Annotated in this window: 25 protein-coding genes; 17 read left to right on the top strand and 8 right to left on the bottom strand. The window is 65.7% G+C overall.

Features of this window, described 5'->3' with window-relative positions; translation table 11 throughout:
• Positions 1–11: 11 nt before the first annotated feature.
• The 13 genes from pheA to cysM all read left to right on the top strand — a co-directional run bounded on the left by pheA (position 12) and on the right by cysM (position 13,112).
• Positions 12–1,082, top strand: a complete 1,071-nt coding sequence (gene pheA, locus ACP7EY_RS12035) for a prephenate dehydratase (protein WP_426193768.1) — start codon at positions 12–14, stop codon at positions 1,080–1,082.
• A 19-nt stretch (positions 1,083–1,101) separates the two neighbouring features.
• The gene (gene hisC, locus ACP7EY_RS12030; protein ID WP_426193766.1) at positions 1,102–2,220 is read left to right on the top strand and encodes a histidinol-phosphate transaminase; all 1,119 of its coding nucleotides are present in this window, start codon (positions 1,102–1,104) and stop codon (positions 2,218–2,220) included.
• The gene (locus ACP7EY_RS12025) at positions 2,220–3,119 is read left to right on the top strand and encodes a prephenate dehydrogenase (RefSeq protein ID WP_426193764.1); all 900 of its coding nucleotides are present in this window, start codon (positions 2,220–2,222) and stop codon (positions 3,117–3,119) included. The genes hisC and ACP7EY_RS12025 overlap by 1 nt, the downstream gene beginning before the upstream one ends.
• A gap of 16 nt (positions 3,120–3,135) precedes the next feature.
• Positions 3,136–4,467, top strand: a complete 1,332-nt coding sequence (aroA, locus tag ACP7EY_RS12020) for a 3-phosphoshikimate 1-carboxyvinyltransferase (RefSeq protein ID WP_426193762.1) — start codon at positions 3,136–3,138, stop codon at positions 4,465–4,467.
• A 57-nt stretch (positions 4,468–4,524) separates the two neighbouring features.
• Positions 4,525–5,196 carry a (d)CMP kinase gene (gene cmk / locus ACP7EY_RS12015; protein WP_426193760.1) on the top strand — a complete coding sequence of 224 codons (672 nt, stop codon included), beginning with the start codon at positions 4,525–4,527 and terminating at the stop codon, positions 5,194–5,196.
• 235 nt (positions 5,197–5,431) lie between these two features.
• A complete protein-coding gene (gene rpsA / locus ACP7EY_RS12010; protein WP_426193758.1) occupies positions 5,432–7,144 on the top strand; it encodes a 30S ribosomal protein S1 in 1,713 nt (570 codons plus the stop codon).
• Between the two features lie 17 nt (positions 7,145–7,161).
• The gene (locus ACP7EY_RS12005; protein WP_072787195.1) at positions 7,162–7,467 is read left to right on the top strand and encodes an integration host factor subunit beta; all 306 of its coding nucleotides are present in this window, start codon (positions 7,162–7,164) and stop codon (positions 7,465–7,467) included.
• A 249-nt stretch (positions 7,468–7,716) separates the two neighbouring features.
• On the top strand, positions 7,717–8,022 hold the full coding sequence (locus tag ACP7EY_RS12000) for a LapA family protein (protein WP_426193756.1): 306 nt from the start codon (positions 7,717–7,719) through the stop codon (positions 8,020–8,022).
• A gap of 48 nt (positions 8,023–8,070) precedes the next feature.
• Positions 8,071–9,246 carry a lipopolysaccharide assembly protein LapB gene (gene lapB / locus ACP7EY_RS11995; RefSeq protein WP_426193754.1) on the top strand — a complete coding sequence of 392 codons (1,176 nt, stop codon included), beginning with the start codon at positions 8,071–8,073 and terminating at the stop codon, positions 9,244–9,246.
• 16 nt (positions 9,247–9,262) lie between these two features.
• Positions 9,263–10,636, top strand: a complete 1,374-nt coding sequence (locus ACP7EY_RS11990) for a UDP-glucose dehydrogenase family protein (RefSeq protein ID WP_426193752.1) — start codon at positions 9,263–9,265, stop codon at positions 10,634–10,636.
• Between the two features lie 11 nt (positions 10,637–10,647).
• The gene (gene rfaE1 / locus ACP7EY_RS11985) at positions 10,648–11,631 is read left to right on the top strand and encodes a D-glycero-beta-D-manno-heptose-7-phosphate kinase (protein ID WP_426193750.1); all 984 of its coding nucleotides are present in this window, start codon (positions 10,648–10,650) and stop codon (positions 11,629–11,631) included.
• 106 nt (positions 11,632–11,737) lie between these two features.
• On the top strand, positions 11,738–12,073 hold the full coding sequence (locus tag ACP7EY_RS11980; RefSeq protein ID WP_426193748.1) for a ComEA family DNA-binding protein: 336 nt from the start codon (positions 11,738–11,740) through the stop codon (positions 12,071–12,073).
• A gap of 136 nt (positions 12,074–12,209) precedes the next feature.
• The gene (gene cysM / locus ACP7EY_RS11975; RefSeq protein WP_426193746.1) at positions 12,210–13,112 is read left to right on the top strand and encodes a cysteine synthase CysM; all 903 of its coding nucleotides are present in this window, start codon (positions 12,210–12,212) and stop codon (positions 13,110–13,112) included.
• 141 nt (positions 13,113–13,253) lie between these two features.
• Here the strand turns inward: cysM and ACP7EY_RS11970 are convergent, their stop codons facing one another.
• The 5 genes from ACP7EY_RS11970 to ACP7EY_RS11950 form a co-directional block, all read right to left on the bottom strand.
• Positions 13,254–13,583 carry a hypothetical protein gene (locus ACP7EY_RS11970; protein WP_099788908.1) on the bottom strand — a complete coding sequence of 110 codons (330 nt, stop codon included), beginning with the start codon at positions 13,581–13,583 and terminating at the stop codon, positions 13,254–13,256.
• Between the two features lie 483 nt (positions 13,584–14,066).
• Positions 14,067–15,326, bottom strand: a complete 1,260-nt coding sequence (gene mltB / locus ACP7EY_RS11965) for a lytic murein transglycosylase B (RefSeq protein WP_426193744.1) — start codon at positions 15,324–15,326, stop codon at positions 14,067–14,069.
• The gene (locus tag ACP7EY_RS11960) at positions 15,326–17,398 is read right to left on the bottom strand and encodes a transglutaminaseTgpA domain-containing protein (RefSeq protein ID WP_426193743.1); all 2,073 of its coding nucleotides are present in this window, start codon (positions 17,396–17,398) and stop codon (positions 15,326–15,328) included. The genes mltB and ACP7EY_RS11960 overlap by 1 nt, the downstream gene beginning before the upstream one ends.
• On the bottom strand, positions 17,353–18,393 hold the full coding sequence (locus tag ACP7EY_RS11955; RefSeq protein WP_426193741.1) for a DUF58 domain-containing protein: 1,041 nt from the start codon (positions 18,391–18,393) through the stop codon (positions 17,353–17,355). Before ACP7EY_RS11955 ends, ACP7EY_RS11960 begins: the two co-directional genes overlap by 46 nt.
• Positions 18,394–18,400: 7 nt before the next feature.
• Positions 18,401–19,321, bottom strand: coding sequence for an AAA family ATPase (locus tag ACP7EY_RS11950; RefSeq protein WP_426193739.1), 921 nt, complete (start codon positions 19,319–19,321; stop codon positions 18,401–18,403).
• Positions 19,322–19,524: 203 nt separating this feature from the next.
• Here ACP7EY_RS11950 and ACP7EY_RS11945 point away from each other — a divergent pair, with 203 nt between their 5' ends.
• The 3 genes from ACP7EY_RS11945 (at position 19,525) to ylqF (ending at position 22,950) form a co-directional block, all read left to right on the top strand.
• Positions 19,525–20,454, top strand: a complete 930-nt coding sequence (locus ACP7EY_RS11945) for a histone deacetylase family protein (protein ID WP_426193737.1) — start codon at positions 19,525–19,527, stop codon at positions 20,452–20,454.
• 78 nt (positions 20,455–20,532) lie between these two features.
• Positions 20,533–21,426, top strand: coding sequence for a hypothetical protein (locus ACP7EY_RS11940; RefSeq protein ID WP_426193735.1), 894 nt, complete (start codon positions 20,533–20,535; stop codon positions 21,424–21,426).
• A gap of 576 nt (positions 21,427–22,002) precedes the next feature.
• On the top strand, positions 22,003–22,950 hold the full coding sequence (gene ylqF, locus ACP7EY_RS11935) for a ribosome biogenesis GTPase YlqF (protein WP_426193733.1): 948 nt from the start codon (positions 22,003–22,005) through the stop codon (positions 22,948–22,950).
• A gap of 37 nt (positions 22,951–22,987) precedes the next feature.
• Here ylqF and ACP7EY_RS11930 read toward each other — a convergent pair whose 3' ends face one another.
• Together ACP7EY_RS11930 and ACP7EY_RS11925 are read right to left on the bottom strand one after the other, a co-directional pair.
• Positions 22,988–23,161 carry a Na+/H+ antiporter NhaA gene (locus ACP7EY_RS11930; protein WP_426193731.1) on the bottom strand — a complete coding sequence of 58 codons (174 nt, stop codon included), beginning with the start codon at positions 23,159–23,161 and terminating at the stop codon, positions 22,988–22,990.
• Between the two features lie 19 nt (positions 23,162–23,180).
• Positions 23,181–23,414 (bottom strand): hypothetical protein, encoded by a 234-nt coding sequence (locus ACP7EY_RS11925; RefSeq protein WP_426193729.1) that lies wholly within the window; start codon positions 23,412–23,414, stop codon positions 23,181–23,183.
• Between the two features lie 189 nt (positions 23,415–23,603).
• On the opposite strand from ACP7EY_RS11925, the gene ACP7EY_RS11920 reads away from it, so the two are divergent.
• On the top strand, positions 23,604–25,004 hold the full coding sequence (locus tag ACP7EY_RS11920) for a PLP-dependent aminotransferase family protein (RefSeq protein WP_426193727.1): 1,401 nt from the start codon (positions 23,604–23,606) through the stop codon (positions 25,002–25,004).
• Between the two features lie 74 nt (positions 25,005–25,078).
• Here the strand turns inward: ACP7EY_RS11920 and ACP7EY_RS11915 are convergent, their stop codons facing one another.
• Positions 25,079–25,897: a DODA-type extradiol aromatic ring-opening family dioxygenase gene (locus ACP7EY_RS11915; RefSeq protein WP_426193725.1), complete on the bottom strand. Its 819-nt coding sequence runs from the start codon at positions 25,895–25,897 to the stop codon at positions 25,079–25,081.
• Positions 25,898–25,924 lie beyond the last annotated feature (27 nt).

Below are 25,924 nucleotides of genomic sequence, written 5' to 3'. Positions count from 1 at the left end.
GTAAGCGAATCATGACAGACAAACTGACTCCCTTGCGCGTGCAGATCGATGCGATCGACGCGCAACTGCTGGACCTGTTGAACCAGCGCGCCCGCCTGGCCCAGCAAGTAGGCCACGTCAAGGCCGAGACGCGCGCCCCCGTGTTTCGCCCCGAGCGCGAAGCGCAAATCCTGCGCGGGGTGGCCGAGCGCAATCCCGGCCCCCTCAAGAGCGCCGACCTGCAAACGATTTACCGCGAAATCATGTCGGCCTGCCGCTCGCTGGAAAAGCGCGTGGTGGTGGCCTACCTGGGCCCGGCCGGCACGTTTTCCGAGCAGGCCGTCTACCAGCAGTTCGGCGGCGCCGTCGACGGCCTGCCCTGCGTGTCGATCGACGAAGTGTTCCGTGCCACCGAGGCCGGCACCGCCGACTTCGGCGTGGTGCCGGTTGAAAATTCCTCGGAAGGGGCGATCAACCGCACGCTCGACCTGATGCTCGCCACCACCGCCCTGATCAGCGGCGAAGTGGCGATTCCCGTCCATCACAGCCTGATGAGCAAGACGGGCTCGATGGACGGCGTCACCGTGGTGTGCGCCCACTCGCAGGCGCTGGCGCAGTGCCAGGGCTGGCTCAATCAGCACTACCCGCAACTCGAACGGCGCGCCGTCGCTTCGAACGCCGAAGCGGCGCTGATGGCCGCCAACGACGCCACCATTGCCGCCATCGCCAGCGAGATGGCGGGCGAGCAGTACAAGCTCGGCGTGGTGCAGGCGCACATCCAGGACGACCCGCACAACCGCACCCGCTTTGCCATCATCGGCCACCTGCAAACGAACCCGTCGGGCCTGGACAAGACCTCGATCGTGATGGCGGTGCCGAACAAGGCCGGCGCCGTCTACGAAATGCTGGCGCCGCTGGCCACCAACGGCGTGTCGATGACCCGCTTCGAATCGCGCCCGGCGCGCATCGGCACCTGGGACTACTATTTTTATGTGGACATCGAGGGCCACGGTTTCGATCCCGCCGTCGCCAAGGCGCTGGTCGAACTGAAAGACCGCGCCGCCTTTTTCAAGGTGCTCGGCTCCTACCCCGTCAGCCTGTAATTTCAAGAAAAGAGATTTTATGAACAAGCCCGACCTTTCCTCCTTTGGCCCCGACTACGTGCGCGCCATCGCCCCCTACCAGGCCGGCAAGCCGATCGCCGAAGTGGCGCGCGAGTTCGGCCTGGATGAAGCGGCCATCGTCAAGCTGGCATCGAACGAAAACCCGTTCGGCGTGCCCGACTCGAGCCGCGCGGCGATGGCCGCCGCGGCCGCCGAACTGGGGCGCTATCCGGACGCCAACGGCTTCGCCCTGAAAGCGGCGCTGGCCGAGCGCTACCAGGTGCCGGCCGACTGGATTACCCTTGGCAACGGCAGCAACGACATCCTTGAAATCGCCGCGCACGCCTTTGTCGCCGCCGGCCAGTCGGTGCTGTATTCGCAGTACTCGTTCGCCGTCTACGCGCTGGCCACCCAGGGCGTGGGCGCGCGCGCCATCGTCGTGCCCGCCAGTGACTACGGCCACGACCTCGACGCCATGCTGGCCGCCATCGCCGACGATACCCGCCTGATTTTCATCGCCAACCCGAACAACCCCACCGGCACCTTCATCCCCGCCGCGCGCATCCAGGCCTTCCTCGACCAGGTGCCGCGCCATGTCGTCGTCGTGCTCGACGAGGCCTACAACGAATACCTCGACGCCGAACACCAGTTCGAGTCGGCCGACTGGGTGCGCAACTACCCCAACCTGATGGTCTCGCGCACCTTCTCGAAAGCCTACGGCCTGGCCGGCCTGCGGGTGGGTTTTGCCATTGCCCAGCCGGCGCTGACCGACCTGATGAACCGCATCCGCCAGCCTTTCAATGTCAATTCGCTGGCCCAGGCGGCAGCCATTGCCGCGCTCAACGACAAGGCGTTTCTGGCCCGGGGCGCCGCCAACAACCGCGCCGGCTATCGCCAGTTCGTCGAAGCGTTCGACGAACTGGGGCTCGAATACGTGCCGTCGTTCGGCAATTTCGTGCTGGTGCGGGTGGGCGCCGAGCCTGACGCGGGTGCGCGCGTGAACCTGGCCTTGCTCAAGCTGGGCGTGATCGTGCGCCCGGTCGGCAACTACGGTTTGCCGAACTGGCTGCGCGTGTCGATCGGCCTGCCGGCGGAAAATGCCGTGTTCATCGGCGCCCTCAAGAAAGTGCTGGGCTGATGCTCGATAAAGTCGTCGTCATCGGGGTCGGCCTGATCGGCGGCTCGTTCGCGCTGGCCCTGAAACAGGCCGGCGCGGTGCGCGAGGTGGTGGGCATGGGCCGCTCGCGGCAGGCGCTCGAGCGCGCCCTCGCACTGGGCATCGTCGATGCCATCACCAGCTCGCCCGAGGAGGCCCTGCGCGGGGCATCGCTGGTGCTGATCGCCACGCCGGTGGCGCAGACGGGGGCGATCCTGGCGGCGCTGGCGCCGTTCCTGGAAGCGGGCACCATCGTCACCGACGCCGGCAGCACCAAGAGCGACGTGGTGCTGGCCGCGCGCGCCGCGCTGGGCGACAAGCTGCACCAGTTCGTGCCGGGCCACCCGATTGCCGGGCGCGAGTCGAACGGTCCCGATGCCGCCATCGCCGACCTGTATGCAGGCAAGAAAACCGTGCTCACGCCGCTGCCCGAGAACCGCCACGGCGACATCGAGCGGGTGGCCGACGCCTGGCGCGCCTGTGGCGCCGCGATCCACCAACTGAGCCCGCAGCAGCACGACCAGGTGTTCGCCGCCGTCAGCCACCTGCCGCACCTGCTGGCCTTCGCGCTGGTCGACGACATCGCGCGCAAGCCGCATGCCGACCTGCTGTTCCAATACGCCGCCAGCGGCTTTCGCGACTTTACCCGCATCGCCGGCTCCTCGGCCGAAATGTGGCGCGACATCTCGCTGGCCAACCGCGACGCGCTGCTGGGCGAATTGGACGCCTATCTGGCACAATTGACGACGCTGCGGGGCCACCTGGCCGGGCACGACGGCGCCGCCATCGAGGCCGTCTACGCCAACGCCCGCCGCGCGCGCCGCGCCTGGACGGGCGAAATCGAAGCGGGTGAACCCGCCGCCCCCCGCAGCGCCGAATAATTCAAGGATTTTCCGCATGAGCCAAGTCAAACACTATCCCGCCCACATCGACCTGCCGGCGGCTATCCACGCCGCCGGCACGGTCACGCTGCCGGGTTCGAAATCGATTTCGAATCGCACCTTGCTGCTGGCCGCCCTGGCCGGCGGCAGCACCACCATCATCGACCTGCTCGCCTCCGACGACACCATGGTGATGCTGGGCGCGCTCCATTCGCTGGGCATCAAGTGGGAGCAGATCGACGCGCGCACCCACCTGGTCCATGGCGCCAACGGCGTGCTGCCCGTGCACCAGGCCGATCTGTTCATGGGCAACGCCGGCACCGCCATCCGTCCCCTGACCGCGGCCCTGGCCGTGATCGGCGGCGACTACACCCTGCACGGCGTCTCGCGCATGCACGAGCGGCCCATCGGCGACCTGGTCGACGCCTTGAACGCCGTCGGCGCCCAGATCGAGTACACGGGCGAAGCGGGCTTTCCGCCCCTGCGCATCCGCCGCGGCCACATCCACGCCGCGACCATGTCGGTGCGGGGCAATGTGTCGAGCCAGTTCCTGACGGCGCTGCTGATGGCGGCGCCCCTGATGGCGCGCGAGCACGCCGTCACCATCGCCGTCGAGGGCGAGCTCATTTCCAAGCCCTACATCGAAATCACCCTCAACCTGATGCGCCGCTTCGGCGTGACGGTCGAGCAGGACGGCTGGCAGTCGTTCACGGTGCAGCCGGGCCAGCACTACACCAGCCCCGGCACCATCCACGTCGAAGGCGACGCCTCGTCGGCGTCCTACTTCCTGGCCGCCGGCGCGATCGGCGGCGGGCCGGTGCGGGTCAACGGCGTGGGCGCGGCCAGCATCCAGGGCGATGTGCGCTTTGCCGACGCGCTGGCGGCGATGGGCGCCACCATCACCCGCGGCGACACCTGGATCGAGGCGTCCGCCGACGGCCCCCTGCACGCGATCGACATGGATTTCAACCATATTCCGGACGCCGCCATGACGATCGCGGTGGCCGCGCTGTACGCCGAGGGCACCTCGACCTTGCGCAATATCGGCAGCTGGCGCGTGAAAGAGACCGACCGCCTCAGCGCCATGGCCACCGAGCTGCGCAAGCTGGGCGCGACGGTGGAGGAGGGCGCCGACTACCTGCGGGTGACGCCGCCGGCGCAGATCGCCGCCGCCACCATCGACACCTACGACGACCACCGGATGGCGATGTGTTTTTCGCTCGCCTCGCTCGACGGCAAAATCCGGCGCGGTAACGTGATGCGCATCAACGACCCGAAGTGCGTCGCCAAGACCTTCCCCGATTACTTCGAGACCTTCGCCTCGATCGCGAAGAACGAGTTGTTTTAGGCGCGCGGCCTGACCCACCAGCATGGCAGCGCCTGCCTCCTCCCATAAAGAAGAAAAATGTCCCATTCCACCATCCCCGTTATCGCCATCGACGGCCCCACCGCCTCCGGCAAGGGCACCGTCGCCCACAAGGTGGCCGACCGCCTCGGCTTCCACTACCTCGACTCGGGCGCGCTGTACCGCCTGACGGCGCTGTCGGCGATCCGCCGCGGCACCGACCTGGCCGACGAACACGCGCTGGCCAAGCTGGCCGAACACCTGCCGGTGCACTTCGCCGGCCCGGCGATCCTGCTGGCCAACGAAGACGTCAGCGCCGCCATCCGCGCCGAACAGGTGGGCAACCTGGCCTCGAAGATCGCCGCCCTGCCGGCGGTGCGCCAGGCCCTGTTTGCCCTGCAACTGGGTTTTCGCAAGGCGCCCGGCCTGGTGGCGGACGGGCGCGACATGGGCACGGTGATTTTCCCCCATGCGCCCCTGAAGATTTTCCTCACCGCAAGCACTGAGGCACGCGCGCAACGCAGATATAAGCAATTGATTGACAAGGGAATTTCTGCTAGTATGAAAGACCTCCTGTCAGATCTGAAAGCGCGCGACGATCGCGATATGCATCGCGCCGTCGCCCCTTTGGTCCCTGCGGAAGGCGCCCACCTGCTCGACACTTCCAATATGACGGCCGATCAGGCCATTGAGGAAGTACTCGACTGGTGGGCACAGCGCAACGCGAAGTAAGCGCGCGCTAACTGCGGCGCCCCAGGCTGATGCTATCAATATGACGGCCGAAGCCGGCCCTTGAGGTAGTGAGGATCGCGGCGCAGCGAGCAGGTGAAAGTCCTGGCAGTAAAGTTGTAAAAATGCAATATCGTGGTGCCCGCCGCGGCAATGGTGTCGACGGCAGGCGTGGTTCAACCTCAACCCAGTTTAAGTCGCCTCCTGCGAACTCTGCTGGCTAACTCGTGTACAAACTATGTCAACAGCAACAACTGAAGCAACTGGTATGGAAAGTTTTGCAGCGCTCTTCGAGGAATCGTTGTCGAAGCAAGATATGCGCTCCGGCGAAGTTATTTCCGCTGAAGTCGTGCGCCTCGACCACAATTTCGTGATCGTCAACGCCGGCCTCAAGTCCGAAGCTTTTATTCCCATCGAAGAATTCAAGAACGACCAGGGCGAACTGGAAGTTCAAGTCGGCGATTTCGTTTCCGTAGCGATTGAATCGCTGGAAAACGGCTTCGGCGACACCATCCTGTCGCGCGACAAGGCAAAACGCCTGGCGTCGTGGCTGGCTCTGGAAAAAGCCATGGAATCGGGCGAGATCGTCGTCGGTACCGTCAATGGCAAAGTCAAGGGCGGCCTGACCGTTCTGACCAACGGCATCCGCGCGTTCCTGCCCGGCTCGCTGGTCGACACCCGTCCTGTCAAGGACACCACCCCGTTCGAAGGCAAGACCCTGGAATTCAAGGTCATCAAGCTCGATCGTAAGCGTAACAACGTCGTGCTGTCGCGTCGCGCCGTCATCGAAGCATCGATGGGCGAAGAGCGTCAGAAACTGATGGAAACGCTCAAAGAAGGCACCGTCGTTACCGGTATCGTCAAGAACATCACCGACTATGGCGCTTTCGTCGATCTGGGCGGCATCGATGGTCTGTTGCACATCACCGACCTGGCATGGCGCCGCGTGCGTCACCCGTCGGAAGTGCTGACGGTTGGCCAGGAAATCACTGCCAAGGTCCTGAAATACGATCAAGAAAAGAACCGCGTCTCGCTGGGTGTCAAGCAGCTGGGCGACGATCCCTGGACCGGTCTGTCCCGTCGTTACCCACAAGGCACCCGCCTGTTCGGTAAAGTCACGAACCTCACCGACTACGGCGCATTCGTCGAAGTCGAGCAGGGCATCGAAGGCCTGGTCCACGTGTCGGAAATGGACTGGACCAACAAGAACGTCGCTCCTAACAAAGTCGTCCAGCTGGGCGATGAAGTTGAAGTGATGGTCCTGGAAATCGATGAAGAGCGTCGCCGTATTTCGCTGGGCATGAAACAGTGCAAAGCAAATCCATGGGATGACTTCGGCGTGACCCACAAGAAGGGTGACAAAGTCCGCGGCGCCATCAAGTCGATCACCGACTTCGGCGTGTTCATCGGCCTGGCTGGCAACATCGACGGTCTGGTGCACCTGTCCGACCTGTCGTGGACCGAAACGGGCGAAGAAGCTGTCCGTCGCTTCAAAAAAGGTGACGAACTCGAAGCCATCGTGCTGGCCATCGACGTTGAGCGCGAACGCGTTTCGCTGGGCGTCAAGCAGCTCGAAGGTGACCCGTTCAACAACTTCGCCGCCATGAACGACAAAGGTTCGCTCGTCACCGGTACCGTCAAGTCGGTTGAGCCTAAAGGCGCTGTCATCGGCCTGTCCGAAGAAGTCGAAGGCTACCTGCGCGCTTCCGAAATCTCGCGTGACCGCGTGGAAGACGCCGGCACCCACCTCAAAGTGGGCGATTCGGTCGAAGCACTGGTCATCAACATCGATCGCAAAGCGCGCAGCATCCAGCTGTCGATCAAAGCGAAAGACAATGTCGATACCCAGGAAGCGATGCAGAAAATTGCAGCAACCTCCGACAACAATGCAGCTTCGGGCACCACCAGCCTGGGCGCACTGTTGAAGGCCAAGTTCGATAACAAGAACTAATAGTCGGAACGCTTCAGATGACGAAGTCCGAGTTGATCAACCGCCTCGCTGAGCGTTACTCTCAGCTGGTGGCGAAAGATGCGGAGTACGCTGTCAAAACCATTCTCGATGCGATGACCAATGCACTGTCCACCGGTCAGCGCATCGAGATCCGCGGTTTCGGCAGTTTTGCCCTGAACAGCCGCCCACCCCGCATCGGCCGCAATCCGAAGTCGGGCGACAAGGTGATGGTCCCGGAAAAACGGGTGCCCCACTTCAAGCCCGGCAAGCAGTTGCGCGAGCGTGTCGATGCGATGGTCGGGCAGCCGATCATCGAAGATTAGTCTTCTGCCAGTACCGCAGAAAAACGGCGTCCCGGACGCCGTTTTTTTTCGCCGTTTTTTCGCTGGCTTTTTGCCGGCTTTTTGCCGGCTTGTTGCCGGCTTGTTGCCGATGTATGCCGTTTTTTCGCCGGATCGCTCGCTGCCCCCGCAGTGACCGCAAGGGCGCGCCGCCGTGGCGTGGCGCCATGCTTTGAATAAATCCCCCCGATGTGAGACACTTCGCATTTCGACCCCATCGGGACCTGGCTGATGAAATTGGTATCCACCCTCGTTGGATTGATCCTGTTTGTGCTGTTCTTCAGTTTCGCGCTGAAAAACACCCAGGCAGTCGACCTGCATTTTTTCCTCAATTACGAACTGCGCGGCCCGCTCGTGCTGATGCTGCTGGCGTTCTTCGTCGCTGGCGCCGCCCTGGGCATCCTCGCCGTGACGCCGACGGTGTTCCGGCACCGCCGCGAGCGCACGCGCCATGAAGACACCATCTCGGCCCTGCAAAACGCCCAGGTGAGCACCAGCAGCGCGCCGCAGCCCGACAGCGTGGCGACGCCCCGTTGAGCGCGCCCGGCCCGCGCCGTCCCTCTCACCTCACAACAAAAATAATTCATGGAATTTGAACTCTGGTGGCTGCTTGGCATCCCCTTCTTTTTTGCCCTCGGCTGGATCGCCGCGCGGGTCGACATCAAGCAGTTGCTGGCTGAATCGCGCAGCCTGCCGGCGGCCTATTTCAAGGGCCTCAATTTCCTGCTGGCCGACCAGCATGACAAGGCCATCGACGCCTTCATCGACATCGTCAAGCTCGATCCGGAGACGGCCGACATGCACTTCGCGCTGGGCAACCTGTTCCGCCGCCGCGGCGAGATCGAACGGGCCATCCGGGTCCACCAGAACCTGCTCTCGCGTCCCGATCTGCCGCTCGAGCAGCAGCAGCACGCCCAGTACGAACTGGGCATGGATTACCTGAAGGCGGGCCTGCTCGACCGCGCCGAAGAGACCTTTAATATGCTGCTCGAAAGCGCCTACGCCGTGCAGGCGCGCCGCGCCTTGCTGGAGATTTTTCAGCGCGAGAAGGAATGGCGCCGCGCCATCGACGCCGCGCGCGGCTTGCAGGAATCGGGCGCCGGCGCCCGCCAGAAGGAAATCGCCCAGTTCTATTGCGAGCTGGCGCAGGACGCGCTGGTGCAGATGCAGGTGGTCGAGGCCATCGCGCTGCTCGACCAGGCCCTGCTGGCCGACCGCAAGAACGTGCGCGCCACCATGCTGCTGGGCGACGCCCAGCTGGCCCAGGGCGAGGTCGAGGGCGCCCTGCTGACCTGGCGCCGCGTCGAGCAGCAAAGCGTGCCGCACGTGGCGCTGGTGGCGGCGCGCCTGATGGACGGCTACCGCAAAGTGGGGCGGCCGCAGGAGGGCGTCAACCTGCTGCGCGCTTACCTGGCCGAGGCGTCCTCGATCGACCTGATCGAAGTGGTGTTCAAGGCCGTCATCGAGCTCGACGGGGTGGAGGCGGCCAAGCTGGTGGTGGTCGAAGAGCTGCGCCGCAATCCCACCTTGCTGGGCCTGGACAAGCTGCTCGAGGCGCGCCTGATGGACGCGCCGGCGGCGATCTGGGAAGAGCTGTCGATGGTGAAGAACCTGGTGCACGGTTACACCCAGAAGCTGGCCCGGTACCAGTGCAGCCAGTGCGGTTTCAAGGCGCGCCAGTTCTACTGGCAGTGTCCCGGCTGCAGCCGCTGGGAGAGCTACCCGCCGCGCCGTACCGAAGAACTCAATGTGATGAACTGACGCGGGGCGAACGACCATGAAGATCACCATTATCGGCACCGGCTACGTCGGCCTGGTGACGGGCGCCTGCCTGGCCGAACTGGGCAATGACGTGTTCTGCCTCGATCTCGATGGCGCCAAGATCGCCCTGCTCAACAGCGGCGGCATTCCCATCCATGAGCCGGGGCTGGCTGACCTGGTGGCGCGCAACCGCGCCAGTGGCCGCCTGCGCTTTTCGACCGACATCGCCGCCTCGGTCGCGCACGGTGTGCTGCAGTTCATCGCCGTTGGCACCCCGCCCGACGAAGACGGCTCGGCCGACCTGCAGTACGTGCTGGCGGCGGCGCGCAACATCGGCCGCCACATGCGCGGTTTTAAAGTCATCGTCGACAAGTCGACCGTGCCGGTGGGGACGGCCGAGCGCGTCGGCGCGGCGCTGCGCGAGGAAATCGACGGCGCCGGCCAGGAGGGCGGCGCCAGCTTCACGGTGGTGTCGAATCCCGAATTTCTCAAGGAAGGCGCGGCGGTCGAGGATTTTCTGCGGCCCGACCGCATCGTCATCGGCCACGACGGCGACGCGGCGGGCCTGCGTGCGCGCGAGCTGATGAAGAAACTGTATGCGCCGTTCAACCGCAACCATGAGCGCCTCTACTGGATGGACGTGCGTTCGGCCGAATTTACCAAGTATGCCGCCAACGCCATGCTGGCCACCCGCATCTCCTTCATGAACGAACTGGCCAACCTGGCCGACCGGGTCGGGGTTGACATCGAGGCAGTGCGCCACGGCATCGGCTCCGACCCCCGCATCGGCCACAGCTTCCTGTACGCGGGCGCCGGTTACGGCGGCTCGTGCTTCCCCAAGGACGTCCAGGCGCTCGAGCGCACCGCCCGCAGCCACGACCAGGACCTGCTGATCCTGCGCGCCGTCGAAGCGGTCAACGAGCGCCAGAAGCTGGTGCTGGGTGAGAAGGTGGTGGCGGCCTTCGGCGAAGACTTGACGGGCCGCCATTTCGCCGTCTGGGGCCTGGCCTTCAAGCCCAACACGGACGACATGCGCGAGGCCCCCGCGCGCGTGCTGCTGCGCCAGTTGCTCGCGCGCGGGGCCAGCGTCGCCGCCTTCGACCCGGTGGCGATGGCGGAAGCGCGGCGGGTGCTGGCACTCGACCTCGATGCCGCCCAACTGGCGCGCGTGCGCTTTGCCGAGACCGCGCTGGACGCCTTGTCGGCCGCCGACGCCCTGATCATCGTCACCGAGTGGAAAGCCTTCCGCAGTCCCGATTTCGAGGCCATCAAGGCCTGCCTGAAAACCCCGCTGGTATTCGACGGCCGCAATCTGTTCGAACCTGCCCAGATGGCCGAAGCGGGCATTCAATACCATGGCATCGGCCGCTCCGTGCTGACCCGCCATTAAACTAAGAGACTATGCACGCATCTGCCCCCAGCCGACTCCTGACCCCCGACAGCAATCCCCACATCGCCGCACCCGACCTGTCGGCGGTGCGCATCCTGGTGGTGGGCGACGTCATGCTCGACCGCTACTGGTTCGGTGAGGTCAGCCGCATTTCGCCGGAGGCACCGGTGCCCATCGTGCGCGTGGAAAAGCGCGAGGAACGCCTGGGCGGCGCCGCCAACGTCGCCCGCAACGTCGCCTCGCTGGGCGCCCACGTGGGCCTGCTGGGCGTGGTGGGCGCCGACGAAGCGGGCGAGCAGGTGGCCCAGTTGCTGGCCGAATCGAGCATCCACAGCTACCTGCAGCGCGACAGCGCCATTTCCACCATCATCAAGCTGCGCGTGATCGGCCGCCAGCAACAACTGCTGCGCATCGACTTCGAGGACGCCCCCACCGACACCGTGCTGCGCGATAAGTTGACCGCTTTCAACAGCAAGCTGGGGCAATACGATGTGATCATCCTGTCGGACTACAACAAGGGCAGCCTGGTCAATGTGGCTGACATGATCCGCAGCGCCCGCGCCGCCGGCAAGGTGGTGATGGTCGACCCGAAGGGCGACGATTTCTCGCCGTATGCGGGCGCCTCCATCCTGACCCCCAACAAGTCCGAACTCAAGCGCATCGTCGGCAGCTGGAACAGCGAGCAGCAACTGGCCGACAAGGCCCAGGCCCTGCGCGTCGAACTGGGGCTGGACGCCTTGCTGCTGACCCGTTCGGAGGAGGGCATGAGCTTGTACAGCGCCCACGAAATCCTGCACATGCACGCCGCCGCCAGGGAAGTCTACGACGTCTCCGGCGCCGGCGACACCGTCATCGCCACCATGGCCGCCATGCTGGGTGCCGGCATGTCGATGGCCGACGCCCTCATCACGGCCAACCGGGCCGGCGGCATCGTGGTGGGCAAACTGGGCACGGCGACGGTGACGCGCGCCGAATTGTTCGGCGCCGGTTTGTAGGGCCCTTGCGCGCGCTCATCAGTGCGCCGTCAACGCCGCGCCCGCGTGGCCGTTGATTGGTCTCGGGCGGCATGTGCCCCCCGTGAACCATTTACGGAGACACACTATGATCAAGCAACTGATGCTGGCAGTGGCGACGCTGGTCGCCACCATGGGTTTCGCCATGGCCCAGGTCGATGTCAACAAGGCCGATGCCCCCGCGCTCGATGGCATCAAGGGCATCGGGCCGAAAACCTCGAAGGCCATCATCGACGAGCGCACCAAAAACGGTCCCTTCAAGGACTGGGCCGATTTCGAGAAGCGGGTGCAGGGGGTGGGCGAGAAGAGCGCGCGTAAACTGTCGAGCGCCGGCCTGACGGTGGGCGGCAAGCCGCTCGACGGGACCAGCGTGGCGGCGGCGCCGAAAGGGGAGGCGAAGAAGGCCGCCGCGACCGCGAAATAAACCGCACGAGACCGGCAGGCGCGCTGCCGGTCTCGCCGCTGCCACTGGTGCTCGCGGGCATCGGGTGGCATCTCATCAAACGCAAACAGACGCTCCGGCATACAATGGCAGCTTGACCGAATAGCCAGAGAGAGCCATGTCTTACAAGACCATCCAAGATACGATCGGCAACACGCCACTGGTGCAGCTGGTGCGCCTGCCCGGCGCCGATGCGGCGGCCCGCAACAACATCATTTTGGGCAAAATGGAGGGGGACAATCCCGCCGGCTCCGTCAAGGACCGCGCCGCGCTGTCGATGCTCAAGCGGGCCGAGGAGCGTGGCGACATCAAGCCGGGCGACACGCTGATCGAGGCCACCAGCGGCAACACGGGCATCGCGCTGGCCATGGTCGCTGCCGTGCGCGGCTACAAAATGGTGCTGCTGATGCCCGATAACCTGTCGATCGAGCGGCGCCAGAGCATGGCCGCCTACGGCGCCCAGATCGTGCTCACGCCCAAGACGGGCGGCATGGAATATGCGCGCGACATGGCCGGGCAGATGCAGCGCGAAGGCAAGGGCATCATCCTCGACCAGTTCGGCAATGGCGACAATCCGCGCGCCCACTACGAAACGACGGGCCCGGAAATCTGGCGCGATACCGACGGCCGCGTCACCCAGTTTGTCAGCGCCATGGGCACCACCGGCACCATCATGGGCGTGTCGCAGTACCTCAAAGAGCGCAACGAGGCGGTGCGCATCATCGGCGCCCAGCCGGAAGAGGGCTCCTCGATTCCCGGCATCCGCAAGTGGCCCGAAGCCTACCTGCCGAAAATTTTCGATCGCGCCAGGGTCGACCAGATCGAAAGCGTCAGCCAGGCCCAGGCCGAACACATGGCACGCCGCATGGCGGCCGAAGAGGGGATTTTCTGCGGCATCTCGGCCGCCGGCGCCTGCGAAATCGCCCTGCGCGTGTCGCAAACGGTGGAGAACGCCACTATCGTGTTCATCGTCTGCGACCGCGGCGACCGCTACCTGTCGACCGGCGTATTCCCCGCCTGAGGCGGGTTTGCGGCGCGCATAAAAAATGCCGCCATCCCGCGCAGCGGGAGGTCGGCATCATGCATGTTTCATGCTTGCAGGCCCGGACAGGGCGAACGGGCGCAGGCGGGCAGGCGGCGACAGGGTGTCGCCGGCAAGCCTTTATGCCTGTGGCTCGCCTTCTTTTGGCTTGAACTGCTTGTCGCTGATACGGAATTTGTTGCGACGATCGCCCATGAGGTAGCGCAGGTCGCGAATCGACAGATCGCTCACTTCGTGCATGCGGATCAGCAGCGAGGCGCCAACCGGCAGGCGGTGGTGGCGGATTTTCGAGATGACGGGCGGCGCCACTTCGAGCGCGCGCGACAGGGCTGCATCATTTTTCAGACGCAGGTTTTCGATCAAGGTGTCGAGCAACCGATTAGGGTTGTATTGCAACAGATCGTCCGAATCCGAATCGCTGTTCATGTCAATGCCGACTTGGTTTGTCATTTTCGATCATTCCTATTTGAGTTGTGCTACTGGTTCATAGACTCGGCGTTCGCGCTGCTACAACCATGTAAATTAATGCTGACTGCAATGGTTTCCGAGAACACTTTGGAAAATATATACACAATTGTACAAGAATTTCCAATGTAATACCTGACAGCAATAAATTTTTACGTTTTGTGTGTCGTTTATTGTTGTCGCTATGCAACGTAGCCACAGTGCAATTCTCTCACATCTACGCTGATGGGGAATTGTTGTCTGATTAAAGTTAAGTGTAGAGCAATTTGCCGATTTTGGCCGCACGAATGGAAATGAATGTGATGTCGTTGCAAGTTTTAGGGGAGTATCGGGAAAACTGGTGCAGGTTGCAATGATCAGCTCGTACGTTCCTCCTTGATACTCCCGGGGAGTATCAAGGAGGAATCGTTAAAGCCCTGGTGTCAGAACGGCACGCCTTCGTTACAGTTGATTACAAAGTTTCCCACTTCACAATGCGCCACCGGCCCGTGCCTGGCGAATCGTGCGTCCCAGATCGATGACGGACATGGCATAGAAGTAACTGCGGTTGTACTGGGTGATAGCGAAAAAATTATCGCTTGCCAGCCAGTATTCTGTTGCTTCTGCGCCATTCTGCAGGTCGACCAGGCCGAACAGGGTGTCGGCGGGCAGCGCCGCCGCCACCGTCACGCCGGCGCCGGACAGTTGCTCCGGCGTATAAGTCGCTTTCAGACCCTGGCCGATCATGCCCTCCCAGGCGCGGCTGGCAGACACCTGGGCGGGATACACGGCGCTCTGGCCCGGTGCGGGGCGCCAACCGTGCTGGACGAGGAAATTGGCGACGCTGCCGATGGCGTCGACCGGCGAGCCGCGCAAGTCGATCTTGCCATCGGCATCGAAGTCGACACCATAGGCCAGTATGCTGCCGGGCATGAACTGCGGCAGGCCAATGGCGCCCGCAAACGAGCCGATCAGGCTAAACGGATCGATATTCGATTTGCGCGCCAGCAGCAAGGTGTTTTCCAGTTCGCCCCGGAAAAATGCCTGGCGCGCCAGCCGGTTCGGCGCGTCCGGGTAGGCAAACGCCAGCGTGGTGAGCACGTCGAGCGCGCGGAAGCGTCCGGTGTTGCGACCATACACGGTTTCAACGCCGATGATGCCGACGATGATTTCCGCCGGTACGCCGTACTGGGCTTCGGCGCGCGCCAGCACGTCGGCGTAGCGGTTCCAGAATTCGATGCCGGCATTGATGCGCACCGGTTCGATGAAGCGATCGCGGTAGGCCTGCCAGTTCTTCGGCTTGCCCGGCGGCGCCGGTTTGACCAGCTGGACCGCCGCGTCGATGTAATTGACCTGTTCCATCACCGCTTTGAGGGCGGCCGCGTCGAAGCTGTACTTGCTGACCATGTCCGCTTCGAAGTCGGCTACCGCCTGCCAGCCGCGGAAGTTGACGGGCTCGCCCTGGACCTCGAGCTTGCGCGCGGCGGCCAGCGCGGCGGCCGCGGCAGCGGCCTTGGCCGCCTTGCCGCCGGCGCCCCTGGCGGCGCGTCCCGCGGCGAGCACCTTGAGCGCTTTCGGATGGCGCTCGGCCTTGTGCCTGGTGGCGCCCGGTTTTTTCTCGGCGGCGGCGCGGGCCGGCTGGGGCGCGAAGGCCAGGCTGGCGGCCAGCAAGCTCGCCAGCAGGGCCGGCACGCTCAGGCACGCACGCAGGCGGGGACGGTATTTCAGCAGAGACGGCGAGACGATCATCAAAGTTTGGTCAACAGATTTTTCAGGCTGGCGCGCAGCCCCGGCGGAGCTGGCTGCGCGCCATATTTGTAAGCGACGTACAGCCGCAGAAAGTCGGTGGCGGCCTGCTTGCGCGCCGGCGCGATGGCGGCGGCGGCGATGCGCCGGCCGAAGTCGAGCGGGCCCTCGGCGCTGGCGCGGATAAGCCCGTGGCGCGCCAGTTGCAGGCACAGCGCCGAGTATAGCGCATCGACCGGATCGCCCTGGCGCCGCTGGCGCCTGGCGTGCAGCAGCGCCAGCAGGGCCGCCGCCAGTGCCAGCGCGCCCCAGTTGCGCGGATCGCTGGCGCTGGCCGCGAGGGCGTCGACGGCGCCCCGCTGGCGCTCGGGCGTGTAGTTGAGCACCCACTGGTTCCAGCCGTTGTTGAGCGCCGCCGCGCGAAAGCGCAACTGGCCCAGCAGCGAATCGTCGTCGGCGCCAAAGTTGATCAGGCCGTCGAGGGCGGCGATGCCGAAGGGATTGCCGCGGCGGGCCGGGCGGCTGGCGCCGCGCAGCACCCGGCCGGGCGCCACCGCCGCCGTCGGATCGACGCGCAGCCAGCCATGCCCGGCCAGCCACACCTCGGCCCAGGCGTGGGCGTCGGACTGGCGCACCGTCATGAAGCCGTCGACGGGATTGATTTCGCCACCCTGGTAGCCGGTGACGACGCGCGCCGGCACGTCGGCGGCGCGCATCAGGAACACGAAAGCGCTCGCATAGTGTTCGCAAAAGCCGCTGCGGGTCTGGTACAGGAAGGCGTCGACGCTATCGCGCCCCAGCCGCGGCGGCTCGAGCGTGTAGACGAATTTTTCCTGGCGAAAGCTGCGCAGCACGGCGTTGATGCGTTCGACGGGATTGGCCTGGGCGCGCAGGGCCAGGCCGGCCGCCCGCGCGCGCGGATTGGCGCCGTCCGGCAGGCGCAGCCAGCGCGCATCGTCGGCCAGCGTGGCGTCGGCCTGCAGCCGGTAGTGGGGATGCGAGACGACGGCGTAGCGCACGCGCTGGTCGAGCGGCGCCGCGGCGGTGAGTTCGCGCGCCGCGCTGAGGGTGCTGGCGGCGCCGCCGACGGCGGGCGCGGCGTCGGCCAGGTCGAGTGCGAACAGCCAGCGCTGGCCGCTGGGCTCGAGGGTGACCTCGTGGCGCACGGGAGCGCCCTGCCAGCTGTGGCTGACCGCGCGGGCGCTGTCGGCGCCGCTGGCGGCGCCCTGGGTCCAGCTGCGGCCATCGAAATCGGCCAGCACCAGGCCGCGCCAGTAGCGCAGTGGCGGCGCCGGCGCGGCATCGAGGAAACGCACGCGGAAGGCGGTCTCGTCCGATTGTGCCAGCCGCGCCAGCATGCCCGGCGTCATGCTGCTGGACATGCCGGTGCGACCGATGGCGGCGTCGTCGGGCATGCCCCACAAGGGACCGGGCAGGCGCGGGAACACCACGAACAGCAGCGCCGCCATCGGCAGCGCCAGCAGCACCAGGCGCGCCGACAGCCACAGGCGCCGGCGCAGCGGCGGCACCGCACCGGTAAACTGAAACGACAGCTGGGCGGCGAACAGCACCACGATCGCCGCCAGCATCAACAGCGCCGTGCCCACGCCCTGGGCGTAAAAGAAGGTGGTCAGCAGCAGAAAAAAGCACAGGTAGATGACCACATATAAATCGCGCCGCGCCCGCATTTCCAGCATTTTGAAGGCCACCAGCAGCACCAGCGTGGCGACGCCGGCATCGCGTCCCAGTACCGTCTGATAGGTGAGCCCGATGCCGCCGACGGCGCCCACCGCCAGCGGCACCAGCAGGCTGGTGGGCGGCAGGCGGGTGCCGCGCACGGTGATCGCCACCCGCCACGTCATGGTCGCCAGCGACAGCGCCGTCACCCACAGGGGCAGGTGCAGCGCGTGCGGCGCCAGCACCAGCAGGGCGCCGGCCAGCAGCAGCAGCGTGTCGGCCTTGTCGCGTGGCAGCCGGGCGATGAAATTTTTCAGCCAGGCGCGCAGCGCCGCCAGCGGCGCGCGCGCTTTCACAGCGCCGCCCCGCTGCCGTACAGAGCCAGCGCTTGCAGGCATGCTGCCTGGTGCGCGGCGCCGTGGCCGGCTTGCAGGTGCAGGCTGCCCAGCCTGAAACCGTAGGGCAGGCCGCGCTGCTCGGCCATCAGCACCCAGCGCGTCATGCGCGACAGGCGCGCTTCGACGGGCACGGTGCTGGCGATGGCGGCGAAATCGAGCACCAGTTCATCGGCGCCGCCCCCCTCGAAATGCTTGGTCACCAGCTGGCCGCCGTGTTCCAGGTCGAGGCGGGCGATCTGGCGCCACGCCAGGCTGCGCATCGAGTCGCCCGCCTGGTAGTTGCGGATGCCGCCGAAGTCGTCCTGGCCGGCGCTGCCGCGGCCGTCGTCGGCGTTCGCGCCCGCCAGCGGCAGCGCCGGCGCCTCGCTTTCGGGGAAGGGATAGACCAGCGCGCGCATGGCGGGCTGCCAGTAGCCCCAGGCGCGGAACAGGCCCAGCGGAAACCGCGTCACCAGGCGCACGCGCGGCGCCGCCAGCGACCCGCGCACGCTGGTCGGGCAGGCCAGCGTCAGCAGCGTCTCGCCGCCGGCCGCCGCGTCGGTCAGGTAACGGGGGCCGGTGCCGACGAAATCGACGCCGATGGCGTAGCGCTCGAGCGCGCTGCGGTTGATCAGGACCAGCTCGAAGCGCGCTTCGGCGCCCGCGAACACGGGGGCCACGCGGCCGGCGCGCAGGCGCAGATTGGCCAGGTTGCGGTAGGTGAGCAGCATGTCGACCAGGCCGCAGGAAACGAGCAGGAAGGCCAGCGCGAAGCCCAGGCCCAGGTTGTAGTTGGTGGCGCCCACCAGCAGCACCAGCACCAGCGCGCAAAAGCCCAGGCCCGCGTTGGTGGGCAGGATGTAGACGCGGCGCCGGTGCAGCAGCACTTCGCCGCTTTCCGCGCCGTGCAGGGGGAACAGCAACTGGCGCAAGCGCCCCTCGAGGCGGCGCAACAGCCCGGCCCGGCCTGGAACGGGCGGGGCGCCGGCGCCGGCCTGGCTTGCTGGACCGCTCATTGCGTCCTCAGACGGGCACGGACTGCTGCAACTGCAGCACCAGGTCGCGGCTGGCCACGGCCACGCCGTGCGCCGATTTCAAGGGCCGCAGCCGGTGCGCGCAGACCGGCACCAGCACCGCCTGCACGTCTTCCGGCACCACGTGGTCGCGCCCTTCCAGCGCGGCCCAGGCGCGCGCCGCACGCAGCAGGGCGATCGCGGCGCGCGGCGACAGGCCTTCGGCGAACAGGCCGTCATGGCGCGACGCGTGCGCCAGCGCCTGCACGTAGTCGATCAGCGCGCCCGAGGCATGGATGGTGCCCAGGGCCTGCTGGGCCGCCACCAGTTCGGCCGGTTGCATGGCCGCCGGCAGGGCCCGGAGCATGGCGCGCCGGTCCTCGCCCATCAGCAGGGCGCGCTCGGCGGCGGCGTCCGGGTAGCCCAGCGACAGGCACATCAGGAAGCGGTCGAGCTGCGACTCCGGCAGGGGAAACACGCCCACCTGGTGCGACGGGTTCTGGGTGGCGATGACGAAAAATGGCGTCGGCAGGGGCCGGGTGACGCCATCGGCGCTGACCTGGCGCTCTTCCATCGCCTCGAGCAGGCCCGACTGGGTCTTCGGCGTGGCGCGGTTGATCTCGTCGGCCAGCAGCACCTGCGTGAAGATCGGCCCCGGATGAAACACGAAGCCGTTTTTTTCCCGCTCGTAGACGGAGATGCCGGCCACGTCGGCCGGCAGCAGGTCGCTGGTGAACTGCACGCGGTTGAACTGCATGCCCAGCGAAATGGCCAGCGCGTGGGCCAGGGTGGTCTTGCCGACTCCCGGCACGTCTTCCACCAGCAGGTGGCCGCCGGCCAGCAGGCAGGTGAGCGCCTGCCGCACCTGCACATCCTTGCCGACGACGATCTGGCCCACCTGGCGGGCCACCGCATGCAGTTTCTCGAACATTGCTGCCTTTTTGTCAACTGGTTCAACGACAGGCCGGTCGCACACCGGCGCCACGGTGTGCCGCGCGCCTGCACGGGCCGCGCGTGGCATGGTAAATTAGCAGTAGCGCAAGCTTTCGCGCATAGTGCAGCCTTGGCAAAGATTCTATAAGAGAAACGGCGCCCAGTCTGAAAAACATGGCACGAGGATATAAATATTACTCTATGAGCACAGCCATCTACAGCCATCCTGATTGTCTGCGCCACGAAATGGGCGATTGGCACCCGGAGTGTCCCGCCCGCCTGGAAGCGATCGAAGACCAGTTGATCCGCGCCCGCCTGGACGGCCTGTTCGAACGGCGCGACGGGCCGCTGGCCGAGATCCCGGCGGTGTTGCGCAATCATAGCCTGGAAGCGCTGGCCGTGATCCGCGACAATCTTCCCGCAGCAGGCGCGTACTATCCGATCGACGGCGATACCATCCTCAACGCCCACAGCTACCAGGCGGCACTGCGCGCGGCCGGCTGTGCCATGGCCGCCACCGACGCCGTCATCGCCGGCGATATCGACAACGCTTTCTGCGCGATCCGTCCGCCCGGCCACCATGCGCGTCCCGGCAATGCGATGGGCTTTTGCCTGTTGAACAATGTGGCGCTGGCGGCGCTGCAGGCGCTCGACGGCCACGGCCTGGAACGGGTGGCCATCATCGATTTCGACGTCCACCACGGCAACGGCACGGCCGAATCGTTCCACGACGACCAGCGCGTGCTCATGTGCAGCTTCTACCAGCATCCGTTCTATCCTTACAGCGAGCCGGAGCCGGAAACGGCCAACAGCGTTAACCTGCCGGTGCCGGCCCGCAGCGGCGGCGAGCTGGTACGCCAACTGGTGAGCGCGCACTGGCTGCCGGCCCTGCACGCGTTCAAGCCCCAGATGATTTTTATTTCCGCAGGATTCGATGCGCACCGCGAAGATGATCTGGGCGACATGGCGCTGGTCGAGGCCGACTACAGCTGGATGACCCGGCAGATCATGGCGGTCGCCGCCGAACATGCGCAAGGGCGCATCGTCAGCTGCCTCGAGGGCGGCTACAACCTGTCGGCGCTGGGGCGCAGCGTGGTGGCGCACGTCAAGGCGCTGGCGCAGATCGATTGACGCAGAGCGCACCGCAGGCTTGAACTTTCGCCCCCGCCGCCCACTCCAACCCTGTACGAGAAAACACGGGAGGGCGTCATGAACAAGGCGGTGCTGCGGGTGTGTCTGTTGTTGCTGCTGTTGCTGGGTGCGCTCCCGATGAGCGCCTCGGCCGCCAATTACACCTTGTGGATCAACGGCCGGGGTGCGGGTGGCGCCATCGGCAACTACCAGGATTTCAGCTACTGGGGGCCGGGCCAGGTCAGCGCCGGCGTGGGCAAGCAGGCCGTCAACTGGGACGGTGTTGGCAGCATCGCCGGGCAAAGCGGCATCGTGCGCAATGCCCTCGACTGCTTCTGCACGGGCAGCAACTGGTGCTACATCGCCGCCTACAGCGCGGGCGACCCCATGATTGGCTACAACCTGGCCAACTATGGCGGCTCCCCGCGCAGCGTGACCAATGCGACGCCGAACGGGGCCGGGGTGTGCGCGCCGGCCGGCCCCGGCGCGCCCACGCAAACGGGCTGGAACATCAAATGGATCCGCGTTGCCGCCGGCGCCGCGGGCGGCACCGAACTGGCCGACGCGGGCGCCTGGGCCACCGGCGAAGCGCTGGCGCGCGACCTGCGCACCACCACCATCCGCGCCATGTACAACCACAACGACACCCGCGGCCTCATGTTCTACATGTATGCGGGCGCCCGCGGCACCTTCTATTCGTTTCTGTTGCCGGGCCAGGACGATGAAGTGGTCGCGTACCACAGCGCCGGCGGCGTCGCCGGTGCGGGCGGCGGCGCCTATTGCAACCCCCGCGACTGGTTCTGCCGCGACCTGACGCTGGGCACCCAGCCCAACGAGGGCGGTACGCCCAAGTGGAATTTCCACTCCGTCAGCCTGCGCGACGATGGCGAGCGTTACACCCATTATCTGCAGGGGAACTGGCAGGGCATCACCGCGCCGATGCGAGCCGATGTGGAGGCGACGGCACTGTAGGGCACAGCCGGGTGCGTGATCAGCTTCGTGCCGGTGCCGCGCTGGCTGCCGCGGTCAGGGCTGTACGCCTTTTTTGCGCGCGCTAAATCGCTTGCCCTTGATGACGACCACGGCCGCCTAAGGCGGAATGGCGATCGGTGTGGCCTGCCCGGCGAACGGCTTCGCCGGCGCCAGCGTCGTCGTGAGCTGCGCCATGTCGCTCTGGTGCGGGCTGGCAGGGCTGGCAGGGCTGGCAAGGTCGGCAGGGTCGGCAGCGGCAGGGGCAGGGGCAGACGGTCTGGCGGCGCGGACGTCGTACTCGGCACTGGCGGCGGCCAGCAGGGCCGCCGCGCTCAGCACGCCGACGAGGATGTTCCTGTCTTTGACGGGGGCATGGGGAGTTCCTTGGCGACGAGAAAGGTATTATTTTTTCTGATGGGCAACTTCTTGCGGGGGATCAGGCAAGGGAAAGCCCGGCGATACGGGGTGCGGCAGACCTGGGGCACGGCGCCGGGACCAACAAAGCGCTGCGAGAAAGTCGCGGGGGAGGGGGCGACAACGTAAAATAGCGGGATTGTCCAAGAGTGAAAGCCCAGCATGTCGATCCAATGGTACCCAGGCCACATGAACGCCGCCCGCAAAAAGGCGGCCGAACAGATGGAGAACACCGACCTGGTGATCGAAGTGCTTGATGCGCGCCTGCCCGAGGCGAGCTGCAATCCCATGGTGGAAGAGCTGCGCCTGTTTCGTCAGCGGCCCTGCCTGAAAATTCTCAACAAGGTCGATCTGGCCGATCCCGCCGCCACCGCCGCCTGGAGCGCTTATTACGATGCCCAGGAAGGCGTCACCGCCTTCCCCATGACGACCAAGAAGCCGGCCGATGTCGCCCGCATCCCGGCGCTGTGCCTGTCGCTGGCGCCCCACCGCGGGGTGCCCACCAAGCCGCTGCGCATCATGATCATGGGCATTCCCAACGTGGGCAAGTCCACCCTGATGAACGCCCTGTTGAAAAAGAAGGTCGCCAAGGTGGGCGATGAGCCAGCCGTGACCAAGATCCAGCAAAAACTGTATCTGGGCAAAAATATCATCCTCGTCGACACGCCCGGCATGCTGTGGCCAAAGATCGCCCTGGCCAGCGACGGCCTGATGCTGGCCGCCAGCCACGCCGTCGGCTCGAACGCGCTGATCGAAGACGAGGTGGCGGTGTTCCTGGCCGAAGTGCTGCTCGAGCGCTATCCCGCGCTGCTGAGCACCCGCTACGGCTTCAAGACCGAAAGCCTCGACGGCATCGGCGTGATCGAAGCGGTGGCGGCGCGGCGCGGCTACCGCCAGAAGGGCGGCGACCTCGATTTCGAAAAGGCCGCGCACACCTTCCTGCAGGATTACCGCACGGGCGTACTGGGACGTATCAGCCTGGAAACTCCCGCGAGCCGTGCGGCACAGTTGGAACTGCACGCCGTGGCGATGGCGGAAAAGGCGGCCAAGGCGGCGGCCGTGGCGGCTGAAAAAGCGCTGAACGCGGCACGCGGCAAGCGCGGCGGCTAGTGAACTCCCTCAGCCGATGGCGGCGAATGCGTCTGGCTTAGCCGGCAGCACCTGCCTTCAGCGACGCAAGAAACATGGCCATCTTCGACGAAGCGACAAGCGCCGCTGGACCGACGAACGCAAGGTTCGTCTTGAAGGCCGACATCGTCAAGCCGATGTTGCCGAGTAGTCCCGCTGCCACGCCATGACGCCAACGCACATTGCGCGGCACTGTGCAAGGCGCTTTCCCATCATGGGAAGGTCAAGTCCAAACCGAGCTTGCTGCTAAGGACGAAGGTGAGGAACACCAGCACCGCGACCAATAGCACGAACACTGCGGCCACCTTGCCGACCGTGCGTAGCAGCGCGCGCTTGTCCTGCTCCTTCTTGCCTTGATCGTAATGCCACTTGATGGCGAAGAACATGCCCGTGCCGAGCACGAGCGCCTTGAACGTTACCAGCACTATCGGGATCCAATCCATCATTTTGCGTATTTCCAGGCTATTACTTGATACTGTCTATCGTGAGGAACACTACCTCAACACGCTGCCTGAGCAGCTTCATCGTTCGTTCAAACCAGCGCCCAGGCATCCTGTTTGAACCGGTCATTCCCTCTACCTGCGGCACGTTCTGAAGCATACTACCTAAAAGCAATTTCCATACATTGAGACAAAATGTCCCAGTTAAAAAACATACAAGGTGAAAATTTTTCCACCTGGTTGCCCCGATTGGCCGGAAACAAAGGGCCGCGTTTTTTGCAGATTGCCGATGCCTTGCAGGCGGCGCTGGCAGACGGATCGCTCAAGCCGGGCGACCGTCTGCCGCCGCAGCGCCAGCTGGCAGCACAGCTCGACGTTGACCTGACGACGATTACACGCGCCTACGACGAAGCCAGGCGTCGCCACTTGCTGGAGGGCCGCGGCGCGCGCGGCACCTATGTCGCGGCGCCGAAGGTCGAATTGACCTCGATCCTCGACCTGAGCATGAATACCCCACCGCCGCCCGCTGGCGTGGACTTCGACGACATGTTGAAACAAGGTTTGTCTCAAGTAATGATGAGGGCAGACAACGAATTGCTGATGACCTACCACGTGGCCGGGGGCAGCGCCTCCGACCGCCAGGCTGGCGCCACATGGCTCGCACCGATGTTTGGACCGCTCGATCCCCGGCAGGTCCTGGTCTGTCCCGGTGCGCAAGCGGCGATCGCCGCCTTGATCCTTGCGCTGACGGTGCCTGGCGATGTGATCCTGGCCGAGCCCATCACTTATCCGGGCTTGCGTGCCGCGGCGACCCAGTTCGGCCGGCGCATCATTGCGGTGGACGCGGACAGGCACGGGATGGTGCCTGAACTGCTCGAGCAAGCGTGCCGCCAGCACAAGAGCGCCCTGGTCTACCTCAATCCCACGTTGCAGAACCCGACCGCCATCACCATGCCCGAACGCCGGCGCAAGGCGCTCGCCAGCATCGCGAAGCGCTGCAAGGTGCGCATTCTCGAGGACGATCCCTACTGGCGCCTGGCCGACACCCCGCCACCACCTGTTGCCACGTTTGCCCCGGACCAGGTGGTCTACATCGGCACGCTGTCGAAATGCCTGACGCCCGGCTTGCGGGTCGCCTACGTGCTGATACGCGACCCGCACGAACGCGAACGGTTTCTGGTCGCGTTAAGGTCATTTTCGCTGATGGTCGCACCCTTGACGGCGGCACTGGCCACGCAGTGGATACTCGACGGTTCGGCTGAGCGATTGATGGAAGGCGTGCGCAAGGAGGCGCGCCTGCGCCACCGCATGGCCCGGGATATCCTTGCCGGGCGTTACAGCGGCCTCGGCGACGGCCTGCATGTGTGGCTCGAGTTGCCCGCGTACTGGAACTGCTCGCAGTTTGCGCATGCCGCCGACAGCGAGGGCATCGCCGTCACGCCGGCGCAGGCGTTCGCCACTGGCAGCGTCTCGGCGAATGCCATTCGAATCTCCTTGGGCAGCATCAAGGACCGTGGACGCTTCCAGGCCGGTCTGCACCGGCTCTCTCGCCTGCTGGCGCGGCGGCCCGGCTCCCTCAACGCCGCCGTGGTGTAACGCGACGCCATGACGGCACGGCCAAGGCGGACGGCCCGTGACCATCCGCCTGCCCGCGGCGCCCGGCGCCCCGCTTACGCAGCCGCTGCTGCGCCGAACCTGAAACTCGACACCGCCAGGCTGCCGAAAAACGCGTCCTCGTGATACACGCAGGCCGCCACTTCCTGTTCGGCCGCGCCCAGCGCCACGAACAGCGGCACCAGGTGGTCTTCGCGCGGATGCGCCACGCGCGCGGACGGCGCCGCGCTCCAGCGGCGCAGCGCGGCGCTGCGCTGAGCGGGGGGCAGGTCCAGCAAGACGTGCTGCAACCAGCCGTCGAACTGCTGCGAGGCCAGCTTGCCGCCGGGGCCGAACTGGCGCAGGTTGTGGAAGGACAGGCCGCTGCCGATGATCAGGACGCCTTCGTCGCGCAAGGGCGCCAGTGCGCGGCCCAGGGCCAGGTGGGTTTCCGGATCGTAGCCGTGCTTGATGGACAATTGCACCACCGGCATGTCGGCCTCCGGGTAGACGGGGACCAGCATGGAAAACGTGCCATGGTCGAAACCGCGCTGTTCGTCGAGCGTGACGGGGTGGCCGGCCGCGCGCGCCAGTTCGGCCACCCGCTGCGCCAGTGCGGGATGACCGGGCGCCGGGTAGCTGACCTGGTAGGTGTGGGGCGGAAAGCCGCCGTAGTCGTAGATCATGCCCGGCGCGGCGCCCGATGACACCATGAAATCGGCCGCTTCCCAGTGGCTCGTCACCACCAGCACGGCGCGGGGCCGCTGGCCCAACTGGCGCGGCATGTCCACCAGCGATGCTTCGAGCTGATCGTAGGCGCTGCCTGTCTGGTCCTTCATGAACGGCCACGGACCGCCGCCGTGCGAAACAAAATAGGTGGGCAAGGTACTCGACATCGCAAACTCCTTCAGGGCAATCGGGGC

The sequence above is a fragment of the Massilia sp. DWR3-1-1 genome (assembly GCF_049898325.1).
Classification (GTDB): Bacteria; Pseudomonadota; Gammaproteobacteria; order Burkholderiales; family Burkholderiaceae_D; genus JAFCUW01.
Note: the sequence above shows the minus strand (reverse complement) of the source record. Positions and strands in the feature narration are given on the sequence as shown.